We start from the raw sequence: 23,164 nt of genomic DNA, 5'->3' as shown, positions 1-23,164 counted from the left end.
CCGGGCCCGCGGCACCGCGGGGGACCCCCGTTTGCCCGCCCCGAATGGCGCAGCGGGGCCGGGTGCCGCTGAATGTAACAAAGCGTGCGCTTCCCATGACGCACGATGACCGGCGTGCGATGTGTAGACCCGCGCGTCGGCGAACGGAGCTTTCCATGAATGACCCGATCACGCTCGCCGCGACGGAGTACGAAGAACCGCGCCGGCTCCCCGACACCACGGACGTCCTGCCTCCGGCCCCCGACACGGACGACCTCGACTTCGGCCCCGCGTGCGGGACCGAGCCGCAGGCCGGCCCCGGGTACGGGACCGGGTACGGGACCGCTCCCGAGGCCAAGGCCGGCCCGGAGGCGGGTCCGCAAGCCGATCCGCAGGCCGATCCGCAGGCCGGTCCCGGCACGGGGGCCGCACCCGGCCGGGACCCCGTACCCCGGCCCGCGACAGAGCCCGCGCACACGCTCCTGGAGACCGCCGCCACGGGCCGTCCCGTCCGGGAGGTAACCGATCTGGTGAACCTCCTCAAGGAGTCCGGACAGGTCCCCAACCCCGGACACGCGGCGCTGCGCGCGGCAGCCGTGGGCCGCCCCGTCCACGAGGTCCGCGAGATGGTGACCCTGCTGGGCGAGCACCCGCACGAGCTGGTCGAGACCGACATCACGCTGCGGGCCGCCGCCCTCGGCCGGCCCATCGAGGACGTGGCCCTGCTCGTCAGCATCCTCGGCACGGGCGAACAGCCCCCGCAGCGCCGCCCGGGCCCGGAGCGGGCGGACCGCGTACGGACCCCCGAGCACCAGCCCGCACCGCAGGCCCGGGCGCAGGTCCGCTCGCCGTCCCCGGCCCGGGGTCCGGCAGGCCGGGGAAGCGGCGCGCTGCGCCACATACTGCGCTGGCCGGTGGCGCTCGCCCTGCTCCTCTGCGGCGCGCTCCACGCGCCCGGCGATCTGGCGGGCCTGACCTCCGGCGACCCCGGCGGGCTGCTCGCCCTGGCCGTGACCCTGCTCTGCCTGACGGCCGGCGCCCTGCTGGCGGTACGGGACACGGCCGGTGCCTGGCGGGCCTGTGCGGTGGTGGCGCTCGGCGTGGCCGGGCTCCACGTGGTCGGCGGCGTCGCCGGGTTCGACCCGCTCGGCGGCGCGGTCGGCGGCTCCCTGGCTTGGGCCGGCACCACGGCCGTGCTGAGCGCGGCGGCCGGCGCCGTACTCGCCGGACTGGCCCTGCAGTTCCGTCCGGCGGCCGACCCGGCCGACGGAGCCTGACCCGGGCGGGGAGGGGGCCCGGGTCCCGGGCCCGGGCCCCTCTCCGCCGCTTCACCCCAGGGGCTGACGGCCACCCGCCGTGTGCCGCTTCGTGGAGGGAGACACGCGATGGACCCGGTGGCCGCGCTGGACCGGATCGCGTTCCTGCTGGAACGCGCCCAGGAGCCGACCTACCGGGTCCAGGCCTTCCGCACGGCGGCCGCCGCCGTCGGCCGGATGGGCGAGGACGAACTGGCCGAACGCGTCCGCGCGGGCACCCTCGAAGCGGTCAAGGGCATCGGCCCGAAAACCGCCCAGGTCGTCCGCGAGGCCCTCGGCGGAACCATCCCCGCCTACTTGCGGGGGCTGGAGGAGAAGGCCGCCGCCCACCCCGCGGGCCCACCGCCCGGCCCCGAGGCCCTCGCCCTGCGCGCCGCCCTGCGCGGCGACTGCCACCTGCACTCCGACTGGTCGGACGGCGGCAGCCCCATCGAGGCGATGGCCCGGGCCGCGGCCGCCCTCGGCCACGACTGGGCGGTGCTCACCGACCACTCGCCGCGCCTGACCGTCGCCCGGGGCCTCTCCCCGGAACGGCTTCGGGAACAACTGCGCACGGTCGCCGAACTCAACGCGACCTGGGCCCCGTTCCGGCTGCTCACCGGCATCGAGTGCGACATCCTCGACGACGGCTCGCTGGACCAGGAGCCGGAACTCCTGGCCGAGGTGGACCTCGTCGTCGGCTCCGTCCACTCCAAGCTCCGGATGGACGCCGCCGCGATGACCCGGCGGATGGTCGCCGCCGTACGCAACCCCCACCTCGACGTCCTCGGCCACTGCACCGGGCGACTGGTGACGGGCAGGACCCGGCCGGAGTCGGAGTTCGACGCCGAGGCCGTCTTCGCGGCCTGCGCCGAGTCGGGAGCCGCCGTGGAGATCAACAGCCGGCCGGAGCGGCTGGACCCGCCGCGCCGGCTGCTGCGGCTCGCGGTCGCCGCGGGCACCCTCTTCGCGATCGACACCGACGCGCACGCCCCCGGACAGCTCGACTGGCAGACCCTCGGCTGCGAACGCGCCCTGGAATGCGGGGTGACGGCCGACCGGGTCGTCAACACCTGGGCCGCCCCCGAACTGCTCGCCTGGGCCCGCACCCGCCAACTGCCGTAGCCCGGACAGCCCCGGCACCTCCGGCAGACCGGTAGGGCCCGCAGCCTCCGCCTACCCGTCGGCCCCGCCGTCCGTCCTCGACGCGGTGAGCGTGAAGAGCGCCCCGTCCGGATCGCGCAGGGACACCCATCGCTCGGTCGCGCTCGACCCGGGTTCGGACACCGTACGGCCGCCCAGCGCGACGGCCGCCTCCACCGCCGCCTCCAGCACGGGCACCCGGAAGTGCACGTGCCAGCGCGGCCGGGTGTACGGACTGTACGAACCCGGCTCCACGGGACCGCTGTCGAGGCGTGCCACCGGCTCCCCGTCCTGGCGCAGCACGACCCGGTCCTCCTCGTACGCGACCTCGCAGCACCCGGCGCGGCCGGTGGCCCACTCCAGCACCTCCCCGTAGAAGATCGCCGACTCGAAGGCGTCCCGGGTGCGCAGCTCCAGCCAGGCCGGCGCCTGTCCCGAACCGACCCGCCAGCCCGAGGAGACCTGGCCCTCCCAGATCCCGAACACCGCCCCGTCGCGGTCCGCCGCGAGCGCCCCGCGGCCCCCGGTCTCGAAGGACACCGGGCCGACCGCGATCGTGCCGCTGCGTTCGCGGATCCGGTCCGCCGCCACGTCGGCGTCGTCGACCGCGAAGTACGGGGTCCAGGCCACGGCCACCGCGAGATCCCCGGCCAGCGCCCCGATCCCGGCCACCGGCATCCCGTCCAGCTCGGCGACGGTGAAGCCCTCGCCGAGCCGCGCGGTCCGGAACCGCCAGCCCGCGACCTCCCCGTAGAACCGCTGTGCCGCGCCGAGGTCCCGGGCCATCAGGCTCACCCAGCAGGGCGCCCCGAAGACGTCCCTCGTCGAAATCTCCACCGTTTTGCTCCGCCCTTCACCGGGGCGCGGTCAGCGCGCCTTCCACGCACAAGCAGTAGCGCCCCGGCCGGGGCGCAGGCGCGCAGGCGCGCCACCGGAGCACGGATATCCCCTTGGCGGCTCGCGGGAACGGAGCCTAGGGTTCGCCGGATGACGTACAAGGGTTCCCCCGCGACCGCCACCGACATCGAACTGGCGGTATCGCTCGCCACCGAGGCACTGCGTGCGGTGGCACACCGCGACTGGAGCACCCCGGCCGCCGGGCTGGACTGGAGCTGCTACGACACCGCCGTGCACGTGGCCGAGGACCTGGTCTCCTACGCCGCGCAGCTCGCGGTGCGCGCCACCGACACGTGGGTTCCCCTGGAGGTCCGGGCGGACGAGGGCACCACCCCGGCCGGGCTGCTCGACATGATCACCGCCTCCGGCCGCTTCCTGTCCGCCGTCGTGCCCCTCGCCGGACCGGAGGTCCGCGCGTGGCATCCGGCGGGGATGGCGGGCGCGGACGGCTTCGCCGCGATGGGCGTCATCGAGACGCTGCTGCACACCCACGACGTGCTCGGCGGCCTCGGCGTGCACGACTGGCGGCCCGGCCCCGAGCTGCCCGCCCTGGTCCTGGACCGCCTCTTCCCGCACCTTCCGCACGGGGACGTCGAAGACTCCTGGCGCACCCTGCTGTGGGCCACCGGCAGGGGCGACCTGCCCGGCCGGTCCCGGCAGCCGATCTGGCGCTGGTACTTCCACCCCGTCCGGGCCGAGCGCGTACTGCTCTGCGAGATCACTCCGAACGTGGCGGCCGACCTGCACGCGGGCGGCACCGGAGGGTTCGTCTGGGCCGAGGACGGGCCCGGAGAGGGCACGCGGTACGCCGCGGGCATGACGGTCAAGGCGCGCGAGGAAGGGACGTACCGCCCGGGCTGGGGCCCGTACGCCATCATCCGGGCGAGCGACCGGCGGGCGATCGGCGGAATGGGATTCCACTCGGCCCCGGACGCCGACGGCCGCGCCGAGCTGGGCTACGACCTCGTCCCGTCGGCGCGCGGCAACGGCTACGCCACGGAAGCGGCGAAGGCCCTCTCCGGCTGGGCCTTCGACCAGCCGGGCTGCACCCTGCTGGCGGCCGAGGCGGACCATGACAACGCACCCTCGCGCGCGGTACTGAGACGGGCCGGTTTCACGGAGGCGGGCTCCGGGGAAGGCACGGTCCGGTACACCCTGAGCCCGAAAGAGACGGCCTAGGTGTGTGACTGCCGGATCTTGCCGGTCAGGCCGGCAGGGACCGGCGGAACCCGACCGGGCGGGGCTCGGGCAGCCCCCCGATCCGGAAAGCAGGTCCCGCCGTGGTGAGTTCCCAGGTCCCGTCGATCGATCTCGGCCCGTGGCGCTCCGGCGGGCCCGAGGTGCGCCGGCAGGTCGCCTCGCGCGTCGACGAGGCGCTCCAGGCGGCCGGGTTCCTGCTGGTGACCGGGCACGGCGTGGACCCGGGGCTGCCCGCGCGGATCCGGGAGGCGGCGCGGACCTTCTTCCGGCTCCCGGCCGCCGCCAAGGCCCCTTACGCCGTCTCGGTCGGCGGCCGGGGCTGGCTCGGCCCGGGCGCCGAGGCCAACAGCTACGCGGAGGGCGAGGCCTCCCCGCCCGACCTCAAGGAATCCTGGTCCTGGGCGGCGGAGGACCCGACCGGGATCCCCACCGTGGACGCCGAGTGGTTCCGGCCCAACGCGTGGCCGGCCGAAGTGCCCGCGCTGCGGCCGCTGGTGACGGAGTACCTGACCGCGATGCGGGCGCTCTCCGACGAGCTGCTGGAGCTGCTGGCCGGCGCCCTGGGCCTGGGCACGGACCATTTCACCCGCCACACCGGCCACCCCACCTGGGGTTTCAACGTCAACTGGTATCCCGGCACCGAGACCGTCGGGCCGCCGCTGCCCGGCCAGTTCCGCATCGGCGCACACACCGACTTCGGCACCGTCACGGTCCTGGACCGCGAGCAGGGCGCGGGCGGGCTCCAGATCCACACCGACGCCGAGGGCTGGCAGGACGCCCCCTACGATCCGGCCGCGCTCACCGTGAACATCGGGGACCTCATGGCGCGCTGGACGGGCGACCGCTGGCGGGCCGGCCGTCACCGGGTGCTGCCGCCGCCCTCCGACGCGCCCGCCGAGGAGCTGATCTCGCTCGTCTACTTCTACGAGTGCGATCCGCACACCCGGGTGGAATCCCTCCCGGCGCCGCTGGGACGGATCATGCACGAGCCGGTCGACTCGCACGTCCACCTGCGGGCGCAGCTCGACGCGATCACCGTCCCGGTGGGGGGGCCGGCGGCAGGTCAGGCGGTTCCGGAGGCCTAGCGGGGCCCCGGTCGAAGACGGCCGGTGGCCCGCCGGGGGACCCGATTACGCGATGTCCGGCGCGTTCGGCAGGATGGGAGGCATGACCGAGATCCGCACCCCCCGCCTCCTCCTCCGCCGCTGGTCCGAGGACGACCTCGTCCCCCTGTCGGAGATCCTCGCCGACCCCGAGGTGATGCGCTGGATCGGCGACGGCGAGACCCTCGATCTGGAGGGGACCGCCGAGACCATCGAGCGGTGGGAGGACGAGTGGGACGAGGAGGGCTTCGGGATCTTCGCCGTGGAGCTGCTGGCCTCCGGGGAGCTCATCGGAGCCGTCGGGCTCTCCATGCCGTGGTGGCTGCCCGAGGTTCTGCCCGCGGCCGAGATCACCTGGCGGCTCGGCCGCTCCTACTGGGGGCAGGGCTACGGCTCCGAGGCCGCGCACGCCACGCTGGAGTTCGCCCTCCAGGACCGCGGTCTCGACCGGGTCGTCGCCGTGAACCGGGCGGGCAACGACGAGTCCGAGAACGTGATCCGCAAGCTGGGCATGACCGCCGAGAAGGACATCAACCACCCGGAGACCCACGCGCTCCTCAACCTCCACGGCATCGACCTGACGGAGTACGAGGGCTGATCCGCTCCTCAGGGAGGCGTCCCCGCATCGACCGATCGGCCGACCCCGCTGTCGGCCGCCGGGCCGAGCGGTCGGGCGGTCCCGCGAGGTGAGGATGGGTACGGGGGAGCGGGCGCACCACCGGCCCCGCCCCCGGAACCGAGAGGGGCACCGCCCATGCCGCAGCACGACCGCCCGCACCCGCGCCGCCGCGTACGCGGAACCCGTACCGCCCTCGCGGCCCTCGCCGGAGCACTGCTGCTCGGCGCCTGCTCCGCCCCCGGCGAGCCGCCGGCCGCCGCCCCCGCGGCCTCTCCGCTGCCGACGGCCACGACCACCCCGGGCGGCACCCTCCTGGTCGCCGACTTCGGCGGCGACACCGTGACCTTCGTGGACCCGGAGCGCGGCGCGGTCGGCTCGGTGCCGGTCGGCAGGGCCCCGTACGGCCTGGTGGTCGGCGCGGACGGCCGGGCCTGGGTGGCCACGGCCGACGGGGTCGCCGTCGTGGACACGCGGACGCGGACCCGGTCGGCCCTGATCCCCTACCGCACCACCGGCACCGGCCCCGTGACCGGCGGGGAGTACCGGGGCGGCGGCATGGGCATCGCGCTCTCGCCCGACGGGGCGCACGCTTACGTCGGGATCAACGTGCCCGGGACCACCGGCGTCCTGGAGGTCATCGACACGGCGAAGGCCGAGGTCACGGCGGTGGTACCGGTGGGCCGGCGGCCCTTCGACGTGGACGTCTCGCGCGACGGCTCCGAGGTGTACGTCACGGGCCACGACTCCTTCGACGTCACCGTCGTACCGGTCGGGACCGGCGGGACCGGCGGGACCGGCGGGACCGGCGGGACCGGCGAAAGTACGGCACCGGCGGCGCCGCGCCGCATCGAGGTCGCCCCGTACGGGACGGAGGGCGGGCTCGGTTCCTGGCTGAAGCCGCACTACGCCGTCGTACGGCCGGCGGACGGGATGCTGCTGCTGCCCTTCGAGGGCGAGCGGCTCGCGGTGGTGGATCCGCGCACGGGCCGCACCACGGTGGAGGAGATGACCGCCGACACCCATCAGCACGGGGCCGCGGCCACGGCGGACGGCCGCCTGCTCGTGGTCGGGACGGGGGCGGTGGAACCGGGCCAGGGCAAGGGGCCCTCCCTCACGGTCCGTTCGCCGGACGGCTCGGAGCGGGTGTACCCGCTGGACGGGCCGCACGAGGACGTGGCCGTGTCCCGGGACGGGCGGACGGCCTACGTCACCGGGGGCTTCACCCGCGACGGTTACTGGAACGGCATCACGGTCGTGGACCTCGACAGTGGCAGCACCCGCCGGCTCGCGGCGGGGTCGCGTCCGCTGGGCATCGCGGTCCTGGGGTGAGCGGCGTCAGCCCGCGCAGGTGTCCAGCATGGTGGAGAGCATCTTCTTCTCGGGCTCGGTGACGGTCAGACCGTAGGTGGACTTGACCGTGGTCCAGGCCCGACCGTACTGGCACCAGGCCTTCTTCGACGGCGGCTGCCACAGGTCGGGGCTCTGGTCGCCCTTGGACCGGTTCGAGGAGGCCGTCACCGCCAGCAGCTGGGGGTGCGTCAGATCGTTCGCGAAGGCCTTGCGCTTCGCGGCGTCCCAGCCGGCCGCGCCGGAGCGCCAGCCCTCGGCGAGGGGCACCATGTGGTCGATGTCGATCTTCGAGGCCTCGGTGACCACCACCTCGTCGTACAGGCTCTTCCACGTGCCGGACACGGCCTTGCACTGGGAGTCCCGGGTCACCTTGGCGCCGTCCCGCTGGAGGATGACCTCACGGGTGTCGCACTTGTCGCCCTGCTCCGCCCAGTGCGTGAACTTGTCCCGGCTGTAGCCCGACATGGTTCCCGGCGCCGCCACCTTCAGCGCGGCCAACTGCGTACGGGCCACGGAGGCGGTGACCATGCCGGGGAGCACGTCGCCGGTGGGGGGCTTCCCGTCCGAGGGAGCGGATGACGAGGCGGGCGCGGCGCCGCCCGGCTTCGGGTCGTCACCGGGACCGGCCCCGGCTCCGCTTCCCACTTCCGAACAACCGGCGAGCGCCAGCAGCACCACGGCCGCCAGTACCGCACCGGGCACACGTATCTGACGCCCCATGACCCCACCCCGAACCCCGCCGCACACTGTGTCGCGGGAAGCCTACCCATGCGGGAGGGGGCCCGAAGCCAGGCCCGTTGGCACGGCGGCCGGCGAACGCTCCCCGGACGCACGCCGGGTGACGCCCGGGGGCGGCCCCGGGCCGGGGCCGGCGCGGTTCCCGTAGACCGTCTCCGTCCGCCCGGGCTCAGGCGCCGTGGGCGCGCAACCACGCCTCCAGGACGGGGAAGTCGGCGTCCGTGAGGCCGATCCGGGGGTCGACCCGGTGGAGGAGCGCCGGGCCGGGGTGGTGGGCGGTCACCCACCGGCGGTCCGCGTCGCCGATCTCGTCGTCGACCCAGGCGAACGCCCGGCCCGCCGCCCACGCGACGAGGCCGGCGGTCTTCCAGTGGGCGCCGCTCCGGAGGTCCTCGGCGGTGGGCTCGGGCCAGTCCGCCACGGGCAGGTCCGGCAGTCCGAGCCGGGGGGCGACGCAGGCGTTGGCGTCCTCCATCCAGGTCGTGGCCCAGACGAGCTCGCACGGCAGAGCGGCGAGCCGCGGCCCGAGCGCGGGATCGAGCCGGGAGAGGAGGGGGTGCCCGTCCGCTCCGGCCGGCGCGTCGGGGGACTCGTGGACCGGGTGGCCCTGCGGGGACCCGAACGGGATGAGGGGGCCGTCCACGTCGAGGAAGAGCACGGGCCGCGCCACGAGGGGGATCGGGGGAGCCGGGGTGTTCGTCATGCGGCACAGCGATACCACGCCCCCGGACCCGCGGGAACGGTGGCCCGCGAGGGAACCGCGGCCCGCGAGGAGCCCTCTACACGGCCAGAAGGGGGAGATGACATGACGACGACTGCGGTATCCCGGACCGGGCGGACCGCCCTGGCCGGGCTGGTGGTGCTCCTGTGCGCCGGGCTCGCGGCCTGCGGCACCGTACGGGCCGGGGAGGCGGCCCGACTCGCCACTCCCGTGGCGGTGCCCGGTCCGGAGCGCTGCGACCTGGACGGGACGACGGGCACGGACGCCGGCGCGGGCGGGGCCACCGCCGCGCCCGACGTCCCGACGGAGGAGCGGACGGGCGGCTACGCGGGCCCGCCGACCGACGAGGGGACCGGGGGCTACGCCGGTCCCCCGACCGACGAGGAGTCGGGCGGCCCCGCCGGTCCGCCCACCGATGAGGACACCGGCGCGCCCGACCCGCCCACGGACGGCACCTCCGGACCCGGCGCCGCCACCAATGGCGCGGGTCCCTGCGGCGCGGCCGGGTGGTTCGACATGAAGCGGGACTTCGTCGCCTATTACGCGGAGCACCGCACCGACGAGGACACGTTCGTCCCCGCGGACGGCATCGGCGAGGTCCGCGTCCGCAGGGTGCGCGGGAGCGGCATCGCGGAGGTGACCTTCACCACCCGCGCGGTGGGCAAGGGCCGCGGCGACGACGCCCGCAGGGTGGTACGGGTCTTCGCGGCCTGGCGGCACGAGGTGTACGGGGGTACGGATGCGGTCACGGTCACGGTTCGTACCCGTGGGGAGTTCCCCGTGACCGTCACCGACACCTGGTGACCCCGGGCCGTCCCGGCCCGGCCCGGCCCCGCCCGGAACGCCCGCCCACGACGACCGTCCCCATCCCCGAAACAGGAAGCCGAGACAGAACCGCCGTGACCGACGACACCGCCAACGAACCGCATGTCCCCTCCGACGGGGAGCGCGCGGCCCGCGCCCGGGTACGGGAGCAGGCCACCGGCCTGACCCACCACGAGACCGAGGAGGCACTCGAAGCCGCCGAGGCCGAGGCCGTGGACTCCGCGGGCGACCTGGAGAGCGCCGACGCCGCCACCCGCGCCGCCGTCGCGGAATGGCGGCGCATCACGGAGCTGCTCTTCGACCACGGCGGTCCGTACTCGCCCGATACGGATGCTTTCGTCCAGGGCCAGCTCACCGCCCGTGAGTCCCACGCAGACCCCAACCAGAGCTTGGGGAAGCCATAAGGTTTGGTTATGGGGGCATAACCGGGGGGCGGGTGCCGGGTTAGGCTGCCCTTAGCTTAGGGTTCTCTTGATCGAGTTTTTCGCCGTTCGAAGGGAACCCAGCCATGCCTCGCCCCCTGCGGGTAGCAATCGTCGGTGCCGGCCCCGCCGGCATCTACGCCGCCGACGCCCTGCTGAAGTCCGAGGCGGCCGTCGAGCCGGGTGTGTCCATCGACATCTTCGAACGGATGCCGGCCCCCTTCGGTCTGATCCGTTACGGCGTCGCTCCCGACCACCCCCGCATCAAGGGCATCATCACCGCCCTGCACCAGGTGCTCGACAAGCCGCAGGTCCGCCTCTTCGGCAACGTCGACTACCCGAACGACATCAGCCTCGACGAGCTGCGCTCCTTCTACGACGCCGTGATCTTCTCCACCGGCGCCACCGCGGACCGCGCGCTCTCCATCCCCGGTGTCGACCTCGACGGCTCCTACGGCGCCGCCGACTTCGTCTCCTGGTACGACGGCCACCCCGACGTGCCGCGCACCTGGCCGCTGGAGGCCGAGAAGGTCGCCGTCCTCGGCGTCGGCAACGTGGCCCTCGACGTGGCCCGGATCCTCGCCAAGACCGCCGACGAGCTGCTCCCGACCGAGATCCCCGGGAACGTCTACGACGGCCTCAAGGCCAACAAGGCCCTCGAAGTCCACGTCTTCGGCCGCCGCGGCCCCGCGCAGGCCAAGTTCAGCCCGATGGAGCTGCGCGAGCTGGACCACTCGCCGAACATCGAGGTCATCGTCAACCCCGAGGACATCGAGTACGACGAGGGCTCGATCGCCGAGCGCCGCAAGAACAAGCAGACCGACATGGTCGCCAAGACCCTGGAGAACTGGGCGATCCGCGACATAGGCGAGCGCCCGCACAAGCTCTTCCTGCACTTCTTCGAGTCGCCCACCGAGATCCTCGGCGAGGACGGCAGGGTCGTGGGCCTGCGCACCGAGCGCACCGAGCTCGACGGCACCGGCAACGTCAAGGGCACCGGCGCCTTCACCGACTGGGACGTCCAGTCCGTCTACCGCGCCGTCGGCTACCTCTCCGACGAGCTGCCCAAGCTGCCCTGGGACATCGACTCCGGCACGGTTCCGGACGAGGCCGGCCGCGTCATCGAGGCCGGCGCGCACCTGCCGTCCACGTACGTCACCGGCTGGATCCGCCGCGGCCCGATCGGCCTCATCGGCCACACCAAGGGCGACGCGAACGAGACGGTCGCCAGCCTGCTCGCCGACCACGCGGACGGCAACCTGCTGACGCCGGCCGCTCCCGAGCCGGAGGCGGTCGAGACCTTCCTCGCGCAGAAGGAGGTCCGCTTCACGACGTGGGAGGGCTGGTACAAGCTCGACGCCGCCGAGAAGGCGCTGGGCGAGCCGCAGGGCCGCGCGCGCGTGAAGCTCGTGGAGCGCGAGGACATGCTCGAGGCGAGCGGGGCGTAGTCGGCTCCCGGTCCCGTAGTCCGGTCGGTCCCGCCGTGCGCGGGCCCGGCCGGGCCGCCGGGCGCGTGAGTGCGTCTTACGGAAGTCTGACGTGCGCGCCCGGACCCTGGCGGCCCGGGTCCCGCAGTGGTCGAATCACCAGGTGAGCACAGACCAGCAACCCGGCCCGGGCCGTGACCCCGGTTCCGATCCCGGCCTTGACCCCGACCCCGACCCCGACGGCCGCGGTGCCCCCGTGGGCCGGCGGCTGGTCCTCGGCATGGTGGGGCTCGGCGCCCTCGGTCTGGCCCTCGGGCCGAAGCTCCAGACGGGGTTCGACGCCGTACTGGGCTCCGCCGCGAGCAAGGACCCCACCGGGCTCACCGGACTGCTGCCCGGCGGCGGCGGGTTCCGGTACTACTCCGTCGCCTCCTCGGTTCCCGAACGCGGCCCGGCCGACTATCGGTTGACCGTCGACGGCCTGGTCGAGCGCCCGGCCACGTACACCCTCGACGCGCTGCGCGCCCTTCCGAGGGCCAGGATCGTCCGCGACGTCCAGTGCGTGACGGGCTGGCGGGTCCCCGGGACCCCCTTCGAGGGCGTCCCGCTCTTCCGGCTGCTGGACGCCGCCGGGGTCCGCCCCGAGGCCCGCGCGATCCGCTTCACCTGCTTCGACGGCACCTACACCGAGAGCCTCACGCTCCCGCAGGCCCGCCGCGAGGACGTCATGGTCGCCCTGAACATGCAGGACAAGCCCCTCAGTCACGCCCACGGCGGCCCGGTCCGCCTCTACGTGGCCCCCATGTACTTCTACAAGTCGGCGAAATGGCTCTCGGGCATCACCGTCACCCGGGACGTCCAGCCGGGCTACTGGGAGGAACTCGGCTACGACGTCGACGCCTGGGTCGGCAAGTCGAACGGACGCGACGATGCCCCGACCGTCTGAACACCCCGCCCGCGTGGACCGGTTCGGCCCCGCCGTGCGGCGGGTCCACCTGGCCACCGCCATCCTGACCGGGGTGTGCCTGGCGACCGCCGCCTGCCTCTACCTGCCGCCCCTCGCCGAACTCGTGGGCCGGCGCCACCTCGTGGTCACCGTCCACGAGTGGTCCGGACTGCTGATCCCCGCGCCCGTCCTGCTGGGGCTCGGCTCCCGGGCCTTCCGCGGGGACCTGCGCCGGCTGAACCGCTTCGGCCCGCACGACCGTACCTGGCTGCGCTCCGCCCTGCGCCGCGACCGCCGGCCGGCCGCGCGCCCGGCGGGCAAGTTCAACGCCGGGCAGAAGCTCTACGCGAGCTGGAGCGCCGGGGCCGCCCTCGTGATGCTCGGCACCGGTCTGCTGATGTGGTTCACCGGGCTGGCCCCGCTGCCCCTGCGGACCGGGGCCACCTTCGTCCACGACTGGCTGGCCATCGCCATGACGGTGGGCGTCGGGGGCCACGTCATGATGGCCGCCCGCGACCCGGAGGCCCGGCACGGCATGCGGACGGGCTCGGTGGCCGCCGACTGGGCGCGGCGCGAGCACCCCCTGTGGCGTCCGAAAGGAACCTCCGACGGGAAGGCCGCAGCCCCTACTCCGGCCCCACCGCCGCGTCCAGGGCGGCGGTGAGCCGCCGCAGGCGGTCCTGAAGGTCCTTGACCTCGGCGAGTTCGAAGCCGGTCGCGGCCGCGATGCGCCGCGGTACCTCGACGGCCCGCGCGCGCAGGGCCGTACCGGCCCCGGTGGGCCGTACGTGCACGGACCGTTCGTCCGCCGCGCTGCGCTCGCGCACGATCAGGCCGGTCGCCTCCAGCCGCTTGAGGAGGGGGGAGAGCGTGCCCGAGTCGAGCCGCAGGTGCTGCCCGAGCTGTTTGACCGGCATCTCCCCGTGCTCCCACAGCACCAGCATCACCAGGTACTGGGGGTAGGTCAGCCCGAGGTCCTTCAGGACGACCCGGTAGAGCCCGCCGAAGGCGCGGTTCGCCGCGCCCAGCGCGAAGCAGATCTGGCTGTCGAGGCGCAGGAAGTCCTGGTCGGGGAGGGCGTCGGTCGGTTGCTCGGTCATGGAGGCAAGTGTACCCGGGCCGCCGTGTCGGCAACTGAATTGTGCACAACTTAATTGTGTGCCATATTGATGGAGCGAGGTCGCCGGTCGGCGGCCCCGCCTCCGCCCCTTGAGAGGAACCCCCGAGATGGACGCGATCTACACCGCTGTCGCCACCGCCAACGGCCGCGAAGGCCGCGCCGTCAGCTCCGACGGCCAGATCGACCTGGCGCTGGCCATGCCGCCGGCCCTCGGTGGCAGCGGCCTGGGCACCAACCCCGAGCAGCTCTTCGCGGCCGGCTACGCCGCCTGCTTCGCCAGCGCCCTCGGGCTGGTCGGCCGCCAGGCCAAGGTCGACACCAGCGAGGTCTCGGTGACCTCGGAGGTCTCCATCGGCAAGGACGGCGAGGGCTTCGGTCTGGCCGTGGTCCTGCGCGTGGAACTCCCCGAGGCCCTGCTCGGTGAGACCGGCGAGCTGCTGGTCAAGCAGGCCCACGAGGTCTGCCCCTACTCCCGGGCCACGCGCGGCAACATCCCCGTCGAGCTCGTCGTCGAGTAGTCCGGTCGTCCAGGGCGGCGGCTCTGGGCGAGATGCCCGAGCCGCCGCCCTGTCGCGGTGCGGCCGCCGACCGAGGAGTAACCCCTTATCTGCTAGGTGAGACAGCCTGTTCTCGCTGTAGATGCGCGCGAAAAGGACTGTTACAGTCCGCATGCGCGACTCTGGATGAGGGAGGCAACTACATGCCAAAGACAGTTCTGCGGCGCGCCGTCGCAGGGAAGTCACTGGTCATCGGCGCCCTCCTGGCCCTTCTGGCGCCGGGATCGGCCTACGCGAACACCGTCGGCGTGACGGTGAGGACTCCGGGGGCCACGGCCGGCCCCGCGGCGGCCTTCTCCGAGATCTCCACCCATGCCGACTGCTCCTCGGGGCTCATATCCGGTGGCGGGATCAACCAGGCCATCGGCACCGGGACTTCGTCCAACGGGAACAAGGTGAACGGCAGCTCGCCGAGCCCCGACGGCAGCACCGAGTACACCGGTTCGACGGGTGTCGTCGGCACCGACGTGACGCGCTGGCTCGGCATCGGCGGCAGCGGGGGAGCGGTCAACGCCTCGTTCTCCAGCACCCCTTACGCGATGTGCTTCACCAGCAGCCTGATCAACCACACCCAGGTGGTGATGAACAAGGCCGCCGGACCCACCGCCGCCTCCACGGTCGGCCTCGTCACCGCCACCTGCCCGGCCAACACCCGCCTCCTCGGCGGCGGCGCCCGGATCACCCCGGCCGACGTCGGCAGCCTCAAGCCGATCGCCTCCTTCCCCACCTTCAACGACGCCGGGCACGCCTACGGCCAGAAGGCCGCGGCCGACGGCGAGACCAACCCCGACTCCTGGTCCGCGGTCGGCTGGAACGGCGGTGGCGGCGGCACCGGCAACACGACGTACGCCTACGCGATCTGCAGCGGCGGCAACATCAGCATCGGCGGCGCCACGGTCAAGGTGAGCCACAGCGAGGTCAGCGGCCCGACCGCGGCCACGTCGGGCCAGACCGCGACGGTCGGCTGCGGCGGCAACGACGGAAAGCTGATCAGCGGTGGCGCGGCCGTCAGCGGCGGCAGCGTGACGACCACCGCCTTCACGGGACCGGGCTCGCCGGGCGACCACCTCAACGGCAGCTACCCCAGCAACTCCGGCGGCATCCCGGTCGGCGACGGGACCACCACGGCCTCCTCCTGGACGGCCTACGCCCACACGGGCGGCGGAAGCTCGCCCAGCACCTACACCGACGCCTGGGCGCTGTGCGCCGACGACGGAGTCTGAGCGCCGTGACCGACCTCCGTTCCCCCGCCGACCCGATCAGGACCATGACCTCACGCAGACCCGCTCCCGGCTCCCGCTCCGGCTCCCGGACCGCACTGGTCCTCGGTGCGGCCGGCCTCCTCGCCGCCCTGGTGGTACCCCTCACCGCGTCCGCCGACCCGGCCGAGGCGCCGGCCGGACCCTGCGGCCCGGCGGGCGTCTTCACCAGCTCGCCGCCCACCTGTACGTACGCCACCGCGGGCACGGACGTCTTCACCGTGCCCGCCGGGGTGAGCGCCCTGACCGTCGACCTGTACGGAGCCGAAGGCGGCAGCGCCGCCGGCTTCGTCTCCCCGAACCCGCCGAACGAGGGCGCACCCGGCGGCCTCGGCGGCCGGACCCACGCGGTCCTCGCCGTGACCCCCGGCCAGGTCCTCCAGATCACCCGGGGAGGCGTCGGCAGTTCCGGCACCTCCCGGCACGGCGAGTACGCCCGGCCCGGCGGCTTCGGCCACGGCACCGGCGGCGGCGGCGCGCACGGCGGCGGAGGCTCCGGCGGCGGCGCCACCGACCTGCGCACCGGCGCCTTCGGCCCGGCCGACCGGATCCTGGTGGCCGGCGCCGGCGGAGGAGCCGGCAACGGCGGCCCCCTGCTGCGCGGCGGCGACGGCGGCGGTCCCGCCGGAGAGGACGGCGGCCAGGGCGGCGGCCCCGAGGGGTCCGGCGCCGGCGGCACCGGCGGCACGCAGACCCGGCACGGCACCGGCACCCGCACCAACCCGATCGGCGCCGGAGGAGGCAACGCGAGCGACATCGACCAGCACACCGGCCTGCCCAACCCCGGCTCCGGCGGTACCGGGGGCAACGGCGGCCGCGGCGGCAACGGCGGCGGAGGAGGAGGCGGCGGCTGGTTCGGCGGGGGCGGCGGCTCCGGCGGCGGCAACCCCGGCAACCTCTACGGAGCCGGCGGCGGTGGCGGCAGCGGCTACGCGGCCGGACCCGAGACCGGTGTCTCCGGGGCAGCGCTCGCATCGGGCGTCCAGCACGGCGACGGCGAGGCCGTCGTCTCCTTCCGCTACGGGACGTCGACCACCCTCACCACGGACACCGGCACCCCGCTGTTCGGGCACGCCGTCGCCCTGACCGCGACCGTGACGGGCTCCGGCGACCCGGCCGCCGCACCGGGCGGCAGCGTCACCTTCTCGGAGGGCGCCACCCCGCTCGCCACCGTCGCGCTCGACTCCGGACGGGCCCGCTTCACCACGAGCGCGCTGCGCCCCGGCGCCCACCGGATCAGCGCCTCGTACACCCCGGACGCCGACCACACGGGCAGCTCCGCGGGTGAACCGGCCGACATCACCGTCGGCTTCAGCCGGCCCTGCATCACGACCGACCACCGGGTGCCACTGACCGTGGCGGCCGGGGAATCGCTCTGCATCGCCTCCGGCGGGAGCCAGAGCGGTCCGCTCACCGTCCGGCCCGGCGGTGCGCTGTCCGTAGCGGACGGCCGCGTCACCGGTCCGCTCTCCGCCGACGGCGCGCTCGCGGTGTCCGTCTGCGGATCCACGCTGACCGGCCCGGTCGGCGTACGGAACACCAGCGGTTCCGTGGTGATCGGTTCCGCCGCGGACGAGGGGGCCGCCCCCGTCTGCGCCGGGAACACGATCACCGGTCCGGTCACCCTGGAAGCCAACACCGGAGGCGTCGAGTTCTCGGGCGACCGGCTGCTCGGGCCGCTGCGCTGCGAGGCCAACGAACCGGCGCCGCGCGTCACCGGAACCACGGTCGTCGGACCCCGGTCCGGCCAGTGCCGGTGACCCGATCCGCGCAGCCGCGTAGCTCCGTAGCTCCGTAGCTCCGCGGGCCCGGCAGGACGCCGGGCCCGCGGGGCTCAGAACGTCCGGTCCAGCAGCGCGAATAGCGCGGACCAGTGCCGCTCGTCCGAGGCCGCGTGGTAGGAGCTCGTGTCCGCCAGGGTGTAGCCGTGCGCCGCGCCCTCGTACACCTCGGCCCGATGGCGGACGCCCGCCGCCGCGAGGGCCTTCCCCAGCCGGTCGATCTCCTCGGCCGGCAGCGACGGGTCCTGGTCCGCGTGGCCGAAGTACAGCTCGGCGGTGACCCGGGGCGCCACCAGGTGCGGACTGTCCGCCGCGTCCGTGGCCAGGAACCCGCCGTGGAAACCGGCCGCGGCGGCCACCCGCTCGGGATACGTCCCCGCCGTGAGCAGGGCCAGCCGGGCGCCCAGGCAGTACCCCGTGATCGCCACCGGCCCGGCGGCGACCTGGGTGAGGCCCGCGAGCCACTCGAGGTAGGCCTCGGCATCGCGCATCGCCAGCTCGGCGGTCAGCGATTCGAGGACCGGTCCGACCCGGTCGACGAGCTCCGACTGCCGGTCGAAGTCCACGAACTCCGGGAGCTCGAACACCGGTGTGCGCCCGTGCCGGTAGAAGAGGTTGGGCATCAGGACCACGTAGCCGGCCGCCGCGATCCGGTCCGCCACCGACTTGACGTGCGGGCGGATCCCGAGGGCGTTCGCGTACAGCAGCACCCCGGGGTACGGGCCTTCGTCGTCGGGCCGGGCCAGATAGGCATCGGCGGCGCCGTCCCGAGTGGCGATGTCCACCGGCGTCCGGACTACCTCGCATGCGGTCGTCATGGCCGTCCCCCTCTTTCGTATGGCGAAGGCCGCAGACTACCGTGATCGGGGTCTTGCCCCGGAGTGTCCGGAAACCGCCCTCGCCGGACCCCAATCGGGGGCGTACCGTGGTCCGATGCCAGTAGTGGACATCAGCGCCGACGCGGAAGAGTTCGATGCCGACCCGTACGCGTTCTACGAGAGGATGCGTGCGGCGGGGCCCGTGCACCGGATCATCCTCGCCGCCGGCGAGGCCGAGCCGAGCTGGATGATCGTCGGGTACGAGGACGCGCGCCGTGCGCTCAACCACCCGGCGCTGTCCAAGGACTGGCGCACCGCGGGCGCTTTCCCGGACGCCCAGCTCAGCGCCGTGAACTCCAACATGCTGGAATCCGACCCGCCCCACCACACCCGGCTGCGGCGCCTGGTCGCACGGGAGTTCACCGCGCGCCGGATGGAAGGCATGCGCTCGCGCGTCCAGCAGATCACCGATGAGCTGCTCGACGCGATGGCCGCCCGCCCGGGGCGCGGCGGCGACCTCGTCGACGCGCTGGCGTTCCCGCTCCCGATGACCGTGATCTGCGAGCTCCTCGGCGTCCCGGACCTGGACCGGGCCAGATTCCGCTCCTGGTCCAACGAGATCGTCTCGCCCACCTCGGCCGAGGCGAACAGCTCCGCGAACCGGGAGCTGGGGGCGTACCTCGTGGAACTCATCGGGGACAAGTCCAAGGAACCCGGCGAGGACCTGCTCAGCGCGCTGATCCGCACCAGCGACGAGGACGGCGACTCGCTGTCCTCCGACGAGGTCATCGGGATGGCCTTCCTGCTGCTGGTCGCGGGGCACGAGACCACCGTGAACCTCATCTCCAACGGCGTACGGGCCCTGCTCGCCCATCCCGCCCAACTGGCCGCGCTGCGCGGGGACTTCGACGGGCTGATCGACGGGGCGGTCGAGGAGATGCTCCGCTACGACGGCCCCGTGCAGCACACCACGTTCCGCTGCGCCCGCGAACCCCTCGACGTGGGCGGCACCACCATCCCGGCGGGGGCCACCGTGTTCGTCTCCCTGGCCGGCGCCGACCGCGACCCCGCCCGCTTCGCGGACCCCGGTGCGTTCGACATCGGCCGCGCCCCGCAGGGCCACCTGGCCTTCGGCCACGGGATCCACTTCTGCATCGGCGCCCCGCTGGCCCGCATGGAGGGCCGCATCGCCATCCGGTCCCTGCTCGAACGCTTCCCCGACCTCGCCGAGGACCCGGCGGCCGGCCCGCCGGCCTGGCTCCCGGGCAGCCTGATGCACGGCGTGAGCCGCCTCCCGGTCCGCTGGTAGCCCCGGCCGGGTCAGCCGGCGGCGCCCCGCGCCAGGAGGCGTACGGCCTGCTCCAGGCGGGCCCGCCGGGTCTCCGGGGTGAGGGCCTGGAGCAGGGGCAGGGCCACGAGGTAGCGCCCGGTCCGGTCCAGGGCCTCGAAGGCCGCCCGGGCCGCCGGGTCCCCGGCCAGGGCCGCCGCGAGGTCGGGCGGCACCTCCGCCGTCCGCTGGGAGGCGTAGGCCCCCGCCCAGCGGCCGTCCTGCTGCGCCCTGCTCACCTCGGCGAGGCCCGGCTCGCGCATCCGGCCCAGGGCCGTCAGCTCGGTCACCTTGTCGACATTGACCTGTGACCACAGGCTGCGGGGCCTGCGGGGCACGTACTTCTGCAGGTAGTACCGCTCGTCCAGGGACCGGCGCTGCCCGGAGATCCAGCCGTAGCACAGTCCGATGTCGACCAGCTCGTCCGAGGAGACCGAAGCGATCCCGGAGGCCTTCTTCGCCAGCTTGACCCACACGCCCTCGGGCCGGGTGTGGTGCCCGGCCAGCCAGTCCTCGAAGGCCCGGCCGTCGGCGAACGCGATGACCGCGACGCCGTCCAGCTCCTTCGGCTCCTCCAGCTCGTCCATGCGGGCCAGATTAGTGGCCGAGCCCCGGGGCGGAGCGGGTGACCGGCTACGGGATAATGATCGCCGGTGCGGCCCGGTTCGCGCCGGACAGCGCAGCGACACGAGATGGAGCCCCCGATGGACGTACGCCACTTCGAGCGGATCACCGCCTTCATCGAGGCGCGGCTCACCCCGCTCTTCGCCGAGGAGACGGGCAGCGAGAACGGCTTCGGGATGGACGACACCTCCCGCGCCCTGCGCGCCCTGCGCAACGCCGCGCTGGAGGCCTCGGTGGCCAAGAGCCTCGTCGCGCAGCGGGAGACGGCCGAGCCGGCGGTCCGCCGGGTCATCGACCAGGCGGTGGAGCACCACTGGGACGTGCTGCGCGGCATCGCCCGCCAGTGGGAGGACCACGCCGACTTCGTCCGCGAGTTCAAGCGTCACGCGTGGGAGCTCGACGAGGCCCCCGCGGCGGCCGTGGCCCCGTAGGTCTCCGGTCGGGACCCGGCCCGTGGGCCGGGGCCGGGCCGAAGGGGGACGGCCTACCGCAGGTCCATGCCCGGGTCGTCGATGACGCGCTCCTGCTCGCTCTGCTCGCGCAGGCGGCGCGCCTTGTCCCGGAGCCGCCGGCTCTCGTCGGGGTCGGTCGAGCGGGTGGCGGCCTCGTCGAGTTCCTGCGCCTTGTCGCGCAGCTGCCGGGACCGGCCGTGGGATTCGCCTGCACTCATGATCACTCCTGGGCGCTGTGGGGGGACGCCGGGCGGCTCTCAGCGAACCAGCAGTACACCGGGAGCGCATCTCGAACGCCGCCCGCTGTGATCAGGGCCGGGCTCCCGGCGTCACGCGTTCGGGTCGAAGGGGATGCCGGCAGGTTTGGCCTTCGTGAGGTGGCCGTTGAACTGGCCGTCCTTGATTCCGAGCAGGGCGCTGCCGAAGTCGGCCTGGCTCAGCTTGTCGCGCAGTCCGGCGGGGTAGCCGTTCCAGCCGACCAGCGTGGGGTACTGCCAGGTCCCCTTGTGGTTCTCCGGCGGCTCGTCGTTGGAGTTCGCGGCGCGGAAGCAGTGCGTGCTGATGCCGTCCTTGTGGTAGACGATCTTCGGATGGGTGCCGTCGAAGCGGATCTGCGAGGCCGCGTGGACCTTGAAGTTCCCGTGCTCCGAAGTGGAGACGTAGGCCACCTGGTTGTTCTGGATCCAGACCACGACGTGCTCCCAGTCGTGCCGGTGCCCGGCGCTGCCGGGGCCGAGCGAGACCTGGTCCTTCTCGAAGTAGAGCGCGTACATCACCGCGCACCAGCCGTTGTTGCACTTCGCGCGGGAGTAGCCGTTGGTGTTGTCGAGGTCGGAGAGGTCGCGGCACTGGCCGTTGACGTCGCCGCCCATCTTCAGGCCCCCGTTGAGGGTCCCGTCCGGACCGATGGCCGGGCTGGAGTAGCAGCCGTCGCGGTCGTAGTCGTAGGCCGGCTGGAAGGTCTGCTCCAGCCCGTCCGCGTTTCCGGGCAGGGCCGGGGGCGGAGCCGCGTACGCGATCCCCGGGACGGCGAGGACCAGCGTCGCGGCCCCCGCCGTGGCGGCGAGCATCCTGCGGGCCCGCCGGCCCGGCCCCCTGCGGGAACCTTTCACGAGCGGTAGGTCGGCCATCGTGTCCTCCTCATCGGTCACACGGGCAACACCCGTGCGGGAATGCGGAGTTCAGCTTTCCCGGCTCCCGCCCCCAGGCCAAGGGGCGGGAGCCTCCCGGTGTCCGGGAATCGTCGTCAGCGGTTTTCGGGGAGGTCAGCCTCCGCCGCGGCCGGGGCGAACGCGAAGCCGCGCGCGGTGGACTTCTTGGTGACCGGCGCCTTACCGCAGAAGGCGGCCTCCAGCGTGCCGCCGAGGGCGGCGTTGGCCTGGCCGCGGTTGGAGGTGTTCGCCATGGCGGACAGGGAGCGCTTGCCGTCCCGGGTGGTGAACGCGTAGGTGTAGAAGCCCTGCACGGTGCCCGTGTGCCCGTAGACCTGCGCGCCGCACGAGAGGTCGTAGCGGCGCAGCCCCAGACCGTAGAACCGGGTGTTCGTGGCGTCGGTCGGGGTCACGGTGAGCATGGCGTCCAGCGTGCCCGGGCGCAGCAGCTTCCCGCCGAGCAGCGAGGACATGAAGGTGCTGAGGTCGGCCGCGCTGGAGATCATCGCGCCCGCGGACTGCGCCCAGGAGACGGTCTGCTCGGTGGAGTCGACCAGCGGGGCGCCCTCCTCGTCCGGGTGCAGGTAGCCGTTGGCGTGCAGGCCCTTGATGGCCGTGCCGGGGTGCACGTAGGAGGTGTTCTTCAGCTTGAGGGGCTTGATGATGCGCCGCTCGTACTCCTTGGCCACCGGCTTCCCGGTGGCCTTCTCGATCAGCATCCCCACCACGACGAAGTTGGTGTTCGAGTACTTGTACGCGACTCCGGGCTCGGTGGTCCTCGGCTCGGCGAGCGAGAGGCCGACGAGCTCCTTGTAGGTGAACACCTTGTTCCGGACCGCCTCGAAGCCCGGCACGGTGTGCTCGAACATCGCGTTCGTGTAGTCCGCCAGGCCGCTCCGGTGGGTGAGCAGGTGGCGCACCGTGATCCGGTCGTCGGGCAGCAGGCCCGGAAGGTAGGAGTTGACCGGCCGGTCCAGCTTGATCTTCCCCTCGTCCACCAGTTGGAGGAGGACCACGGAGGAGAACGTCTTGGTGACGCTGCCGATGCGGAAGCGGGCCCGCGTGTCCATCGCCGCGCCCGTCTCCCGGTCCCGTACGCCCTCCACCCGGGTCCGGACCCCTTCCGGACCGGTGAAGCGGGCCATCGCCCCGGGAGCCCCGGCCGCCGTCGTATTGCGCAACGCCTGCGTCAGCGCCTCCAGATCGGGCGCGGCGGCCTGCTGGACGGGAGCCTGCGCGGCGGAGCCGGGCGCGGTCGCCGCGTGGGCGGCGGCGGCGGGCAGCGTGCCGCCGGCCACGACGGCGAGCAGGGCGGCGCCGACGGCGAGGCGCCGTGAGCGGGGCAGCGGGGTGGACGGGGACGACGGGTGGGCGGACGTGCGCACGTTGCTCCTCGAAATGGGCCGGGTC

25 protein-coding genes are annotated in these 23,164 nt (G+C 73.9%); 16 read left to right on the top strand and 9 right to left on the bottom strand.

Going from position 1 to position 23,164, the window contains the following annotated elements; translation table 11 throughout:
- The first annotated feature begins 155 nt into the window (after positions 1-155).
- Both OG435_RS36595 and OG435_RS36590 read left to right on the top strand, forming a co-directional pair.
- Positions 156-1,256 carry a hypothetical protein gene (locus tag OG435_RS36595; protein WP_266883701.1) on the top strand — a complete coding sequence of 367 codons (1,101 nt, stop codon included), beginning with the start codon at positions 156-158 and terminating at the stop codon, positions 1,254-1,256.
- 108 nt (positions 1,257-1,364) lie between these two features.
- Positions 1,365-2,399, top strand: a complete 1,035-nt coding sequence (locus OG435_RS36590) for a PHP domain-containing protein (protein WP_266883699.1) — start codon at positions 1,365-1,367, stop codon at positions 2,397-2,399.
- A 51-nt stretch (positions 2,400-2,450) separates the two neighbouring features.
- Here OG435_RS36590 and OG435_RS36585 read toward each other — a convergent pair whose 3' ends face one another.
- Positions 2,451-3,203, bottom strand: coding sequence for a VOC family protein (locus OG435_RS36585; RefSeq protein ID WP_266886407.1), 753 nt, complete (start codon positions 3,201-3,203; stop codon positions 2,451-2,453).
- A gap of 201 nt (positions 3,204-3,404) precedes the next feature.
- Here OG435_RS36585 and OG435_RS36580 point away from each other — a divergent pair, with 201 nt between their 5' ends.
- The 4 genes from OG435_RS36580 to OG435_RS36565 all read left to right on the top strand — a co-directional run bounded on the left by OG435_RS36580 (position 3,405) and on the right by OG435_RS36565 (position 7,565).
- The gene (locus tag OG435_RS36580) at positions 3,405-4,493 is read left to right on the top strand and encodes a GNAT family N-acetyltransferase (RefSeq protein WP_266883697.1); all 1,089 of its coding nucleotides are present in this window, start codon (positions 3,405-3,407) and stop codon (positions 4,491-4,493) included.
- A 101-nt stretch (positions 4,494-4,594) separates the two neighbouring features.
- Entirely contained in the window at positions 4,595-5,599 is a 1,005-nt protein-coding gene (locus OG435_RS36575; RefSeq protein WP_266883695.1) for an isopenicillin N synthase family dioxygenase, read from the top strand.
- Positions 5,600-5,681: 82 nt separating this feature from the next.
- A complete protein-coding gene (locus OG435_RS36570; RefSeq protein WP_266883693.1) occupies positions 5,682-6,215 on the top strand; it encodes a GNAT family N-acetyltransferase in 534 nt (177 codons plus the stop codon).
- Between the two features lie 156 nt (positions 6,216-6,371).
- Entirely contained in the window at positions 6,372-7,565 is a 1,194-nt protein-coding gene (locus OG435_RS36565) for a hypothetical protein (RefSeq protein WP_266883691.1), read from the top strand.
- Between the two features lie 6 nt (positions 7,566-7,571).
- Here the strand turns inward: OG435_RS36565 and OG435_RS36560 are convergent, their stop codons facing one another.
- Entirely contained in the window at positions 7,572-8,306 is a 735-nt protein-coding gene (locus OG435_RS36560) for an HNH endonuclease family protein (RefSeq protein WP_266883689.1), read from the bottom strand.
- Positions 8,307-8,493: 187 nt separating this feature from the next.
- Complete coding sequence (locus OG435_RS36555; RefSeq protein ID WP_266883687.1) at positions 8,494-9,027, bottom strand: HAD domain-containing protein; 534 nt, start codon at positions 9,025-9,027, stop codon at positions 8,494-8,496.
- A 102-nt stretch (positions 9,028-9,129) separates the two neighbouring features.
- Here OG435_RS36555 and OG435_RS36550 point away from each other — a divergent pair, with 102 nt between their 5' ends.
- The 5 genes from OG435_RS36550 to OG435_RS36530 all read left to right on the top strand — a co-directional run bounded on the left by OG435_RS36550 (position 9,130) and on the right by OG435_RS36530 (position 13,329).
- Positions 9,130-9,849, top strand: coding sequence for a hypothetical protein (locus tag OG435_RS36550; protein ID WP_266883685.1), 720 nt, complete (start codon positions 9,130-9,132; stop codon positions 9,847-9,849).
- A gap of 95 nt (positions 9,850-9,944) precedes the next feature.
- Positions 9,945-10,274, top strand: coding sequence for a hypothetical protein (locus OG435_RS36545; RefSeq protein WP_266883683.1), 330 nt, complete (start codon positions 9,945-9,947; stop codon positions 10,272-10,274).
- Positions 10,275-10,378: 104 nt separating this feature from the next.
- Positions 10,379-11,740 carry an FAD-dependent oxidoreductase gene (locus tag OG435_RS36540; protein ID WP_266883681.1) on the top strand — a complete coding sequence of 454 codons (1,362 nt, stop codon included), beginning with the start codon at positions 10,379-10,381 and terminating at the stop codon, positions 11,738-11,740.
- Positions 11,741-11,999: 259 nt separating this feature from the next.
- Positions 12,000-12,665 (top strand): molybdopterin-dependent oxidoreductase, encoded by a 666-nt coding sequence (locus tag OG435_RS36535; protein WP_266886405.1) that lies wholly within the window; start codon positions 12,000-12,002, stop codon positions 12,663-12,665.
- A complete protein-coding gene (locus tag OG435_RS36530) occupies positions 12,649-13,329 on the top strand; it encodes a cytochrome b/b6 domain-containing protein (RefSeq protein WP_266883679.1) in 681 nt (226 codons plus the stop codon). Before OG435_RS36535 ends, OG435_RS36530 begins: the two co-directional genes overlap by 17 nt.
- Here the strand turns inward: OG435_RS36530 and OG435_RS36525 are convergent.
- Positions 13,292-13,765, bottom strand: coding sequence for a MarR family winged helix-turn-helix transcriptional regulator (locus tag OG435_RS36525; RefSeq protein WP_266883677.1), 474 nt, complete (start codon positions 13,763-13,765; stop codon positions 13,292-13,294). The two genes, OG435_RS36530 and OG435_RS36525, sit on opposite strands and share 38 nt — an antisense overlap.
- Positions 13,766-13,892: 127 nt before the next feature.
- Here OG435_RS36525 and OG435_RS36520 point away from each other — a divergent pair, with 127 nt between their 5' ends.
- The 3 genes from OG435_RS36520 to OG435_RS36510 all read left to right on the top strand — a co-directional run bounded on the left by OG435_RS36520 (position 13,893) and on the right by OG435_RS36510 (position 17,361).
- Entirely contained in the window at positions 13,893-14,303 is a 411-nt protein-coding gene (locus tag OG435_RS36520; protein ID WP_266883675.1) for an organic hydroperoxide resistance protein, read from the top strand.
- A gap of 182 nt (positions 14,304-14,485) precedes the next feature.
- On the top strand, positions 14,486-15,565 hold the full coding sequence (locus OG435_RS36515; RefSeq protein ID WP_266883672.1) for a hypothetical protein: 1,080 nt from the start codon (positions 14,486-14,488) through the stop codon (positions 15,563-15,565).
- A gap of 5 nt (positions 15,566-15,570) precedes the next feature.
- Positions 15,571-17,361: an Ig-like domain-containing protein gene (locus OG435_RS36510; RefSeq protein ID WP_266883670.1), complete on the top strand. Its 1,791-nt coding sequence runs from the start codon at positions 15,571-15,573 to the stop codon at positions 17,359-17,361.
- 74 nt (positions 17,362-17,435) lie between these two features.
- On the opposite strand, the gene OG435_RS36505 is transcribed toward OG435_RS36510, so the two are convergent.
- The gene (locus tag OG435_RS36505) at positions 17,436-18,200 is read right to left on the bottom strand and encodes a dienelactone hydrolase family protein (protein WP_266883668.1); all 765 of its coding nucleotides are present in this window, start codon (positions 18,198-18,200) and stop codon (positions 17,436-17,438) included.
- A 115-nt stretch (positions 18,201-18,315) separates the two neighbouring features.
- Here OG435_RS36505 and OG435_RS36500 point away from each other — a divergent pair, with 115 nt between their 5' ends.
- Entirely contained in the window at positions 18,316-19,509 is a 1,194-nt protein-coding gene (locus tag OG435_RS36500; RefSeq protein ID WP_266883666.1) for a cytochrome P450 family protein, read from the top strand.
- Between the two features lie 11 nt (positions 19,510-19,520).
- Here the strand turns inward: OG435_RS36500 and OG435_RS36495 are convergent, their stop codons facing one another.
- On the bottom strand, positions 19,521-20,114 hold the full coding sequence (locus OG435_RS36495) for a YdeI/OmpD-associated family protein (protein WP_266883664.1): 594 nt from the start codon (positions 20,112-20,114) through the stop codon (positions 19,521-19,523).
- Between the two features lie 117 nt (positions 20,115-20,231).
- Here OG435_RS36495 and OG435_RS36490 point away from each other — a divergent pair, with 117 nt between their 5' ends.
- Positions 20,232-20,582, top strand: coding sequence for a hypothetical protein (locus OG435_RS36490; protein ID WP_266883662.1), 351 nt, complete (start codon positions 20,232-20,234; stop codon positions 20,580-20,582).
- Positions 20,583-20,635: 53 nt separating this feature from the next.
- Here OG435_RS36490 and OG435_RS36485 read toward each other — a convergent pair whose 3' ends face one another.
- The 3 genes from OG435_RS36485 to OG435_RS36475 all read right to left on the bottom strand — a co-directional run bounded on the left by OG435_RS36485 (position 20,636) and on the right by OG435_RS36475 (position 23,139).
- Positions 20,636-20,821, bottom strand: a complete 186-nt coding sequence (locus OG435_RS36485) for a DUF6381 family protein (protein WP_284717145.1) — start codon at positions 20,819-20,821, stop codon at positions 20,636-20,638.
- A gap of 111 nt (positions 20,822-20,932) precedes the next feature.
- Entirely contained in the window at positions 20,933-21,673 is a 741-nt protein-coding gene (locus tag OG435_RS36480; RefSeq protein ID WP_266886401.1) for an NPP1 family protein, read from the bottom strand.
- A 176-nt stretch (positions 21,674-21,849) separates the two neighbouring features.
- Positions 21,850-23,139 carry a serine hydrolase domain-containing protein gene (locus tag OG435_RS36475; RefSeq protein WP_430625806.1) on the bottom strand — a complete coding sequence of 430 codons (1,290 nt, stop codon included), beginning with the start codon at positions 23,137-23,139 and terminating at the stop codon, positions 21,850-21,852.
- Positions 23,140-23,164: the final 25 nt, after the last annotated feature.

Origin of the sequence: Streptomyces sp. NBC_01264 (assembly GCF_026340675.1) — a bacterium.
In the GTDB taxonomy this organism is placed as follows: domain Bacteria; phylum Actinomycetota; class Actinomycetes; order Streptomycetales; family Streptomycetaceae; genus Streptomyces.
Note: the sequence above shows the minus strand (reverse complement) of the source record. Positions and strands in the feature narration are given on the sequence as shown.

Excerpts from the sequence above, each read along its gene's own strand:
- OG435_RS36595 (WP_266883701.1), top strand. The coding sequence starts at position 156 with ATGAATGACCCGATCACGCTCGCCGCGACGGAGTACGAAGAACCGCGC.
- OG435_RS36590 (WP_266883699.1), top strand. The coding sequence starts at position 1,365 with ATGGACCCGGTGGCCGCGCTGGACCGGATCGCGTTCCTGCTGGAACGC.
- OG435_RS36585 (WP_266886407.1), bottom strand. The coding sequence starts at position 3,203 with ATGGCCCGGGACCTCGGCGCGGCACAGCGGTTCTACGGGGAGGTCGCG.
- OG435_RS36580 (WP_266883697.1), top strand. The coding sequence starts at position 3,405 with ATGACGTACAAGGGTTCCCCCGCGACCGCCACCGACATCGAACTGGCG.
- OG435_RS36570 (WP_266883693.1), top strand. The coding sequence starts at position 5,682 with ATGACCGAGATCCGCACCCCCCGCCTCCTCCTCCGCCGCTGGTCCGAG.
- OG435_RS36565 (WP_266883691.1), top strand. The coding sequence starts at position 6,372 with ATGCCGCAGCACGACCGCCCGCACCCGCGCCGCCGCGTACGCGGAACC.
- OG435_RS36560 (WP_266883689.1), bottom strand. The coding sequence starts at position 8,306 with ATGGGGCGTCAGATACGTGTGCCCGGTGCGGTACTGGCGGCCGTGGTG.
- OG435_RS36555 (WP_266883687.1), bottom strand. The coding sequence starts at position 9,027 with ATGACGAACACCCCGGCTCCCCCGATCCCCCTCGTGGCGCGGCCCGTG.
- OG435_RS36550 (WP_266883685.1), top strand. The coding sequence starts at position 9,130 with ATGACGACGACTGCGGTATCCCGGACCGGGCGGACCGCCCTGGCCGGG.
- OG435_RS36540 (WP_266883681.1), top strand. The coding sequence starts at position 10,379 with ATGCCTCGCCCCCTGCGGGTAGCAATCGTCGGTGCCGGCCCCGCCGGC.
- OG435_RS36535 (WP_266886405.1), top strand. The coding sequence starts at position 12,000 with ATGGTGGGGCTCGGCGCCCTCGGTCTGGCCCTCGGGCCGAAGCTCCAG.
- OG435_RS36530 (WP_266883679.1), top strand. The coding sequence starts at position 12,649 with ATGCCCCGACCGTCTGAACACCCCGCCCGCGTGGACCGGTTCGGCCCC.
- OG435_RS36525 (WP_266883677.1), bottom strand. The coding sequence starts at position 13,765 with ATGACCGAGCAACCGACCGACGCCCTCCCCGACCAGGACTTCCTGCGC.
- OG435_RS36520 (WP_266883675.1), top strand. The coding sequence starts at position 13,893 with ATGGACGCGATCTACACCGCTGTCGCCACCGCCAACGGCCGCGAAGGC.
- OG435_RS36515 (WP_266883672.1), top strand. The coding sequence starts at position 14,486 with ATGCCAAAGACAGTTCTGCGGCGCGCCGTCGCAGGGAAGTCACTGGTC.
- OG435_RS36505 (WP_266883668.1), bottom strand. The coding sequence starts at position 18,200 with ATGACGACCGCATGCGAGGTAGTCCGGACGCCGGTGGACATCGCCACT.
- OG435_RS36500 (WP_266883666.1), top strand. The coding sequence starts at position 18,316 with ATGCCAGTAGTGGACATCAGCGCCGACGCGGAAGAGTTCGATGCCGAC.
- OG435_RS36495 (WP_266883664.1), bottom strand. The coding sequence starts at position 20,114 with ATGGACGAGCTGGAGGAGCCGAAGGAGCTGGACGGCGTCGCGGTCATC.
- OG435_RS36490 (WP_266883662.1), top strand. The coding sequence starts at position 20,232 with ATGGACGTACGCCACTTCGAGCGGATCACCGCCTTCATCGAGGCGCGG.
- OG435_RS36485 (WP_284717145.1), bottom strand. The coding sequence starts at position 20,821 with ATGAGTGCAGGCGAATCCCACGGCCGGTCCCGGCAGCTGCGCGACAAG.
- OG435_RS36480 (WP_266886401.1), bottom strand. The coding sequence starts at position 21,673 with ATGCTCGCCGCCACGGCGGGGGCCGCGACGCTGGTCCTCGCCGTCCCG.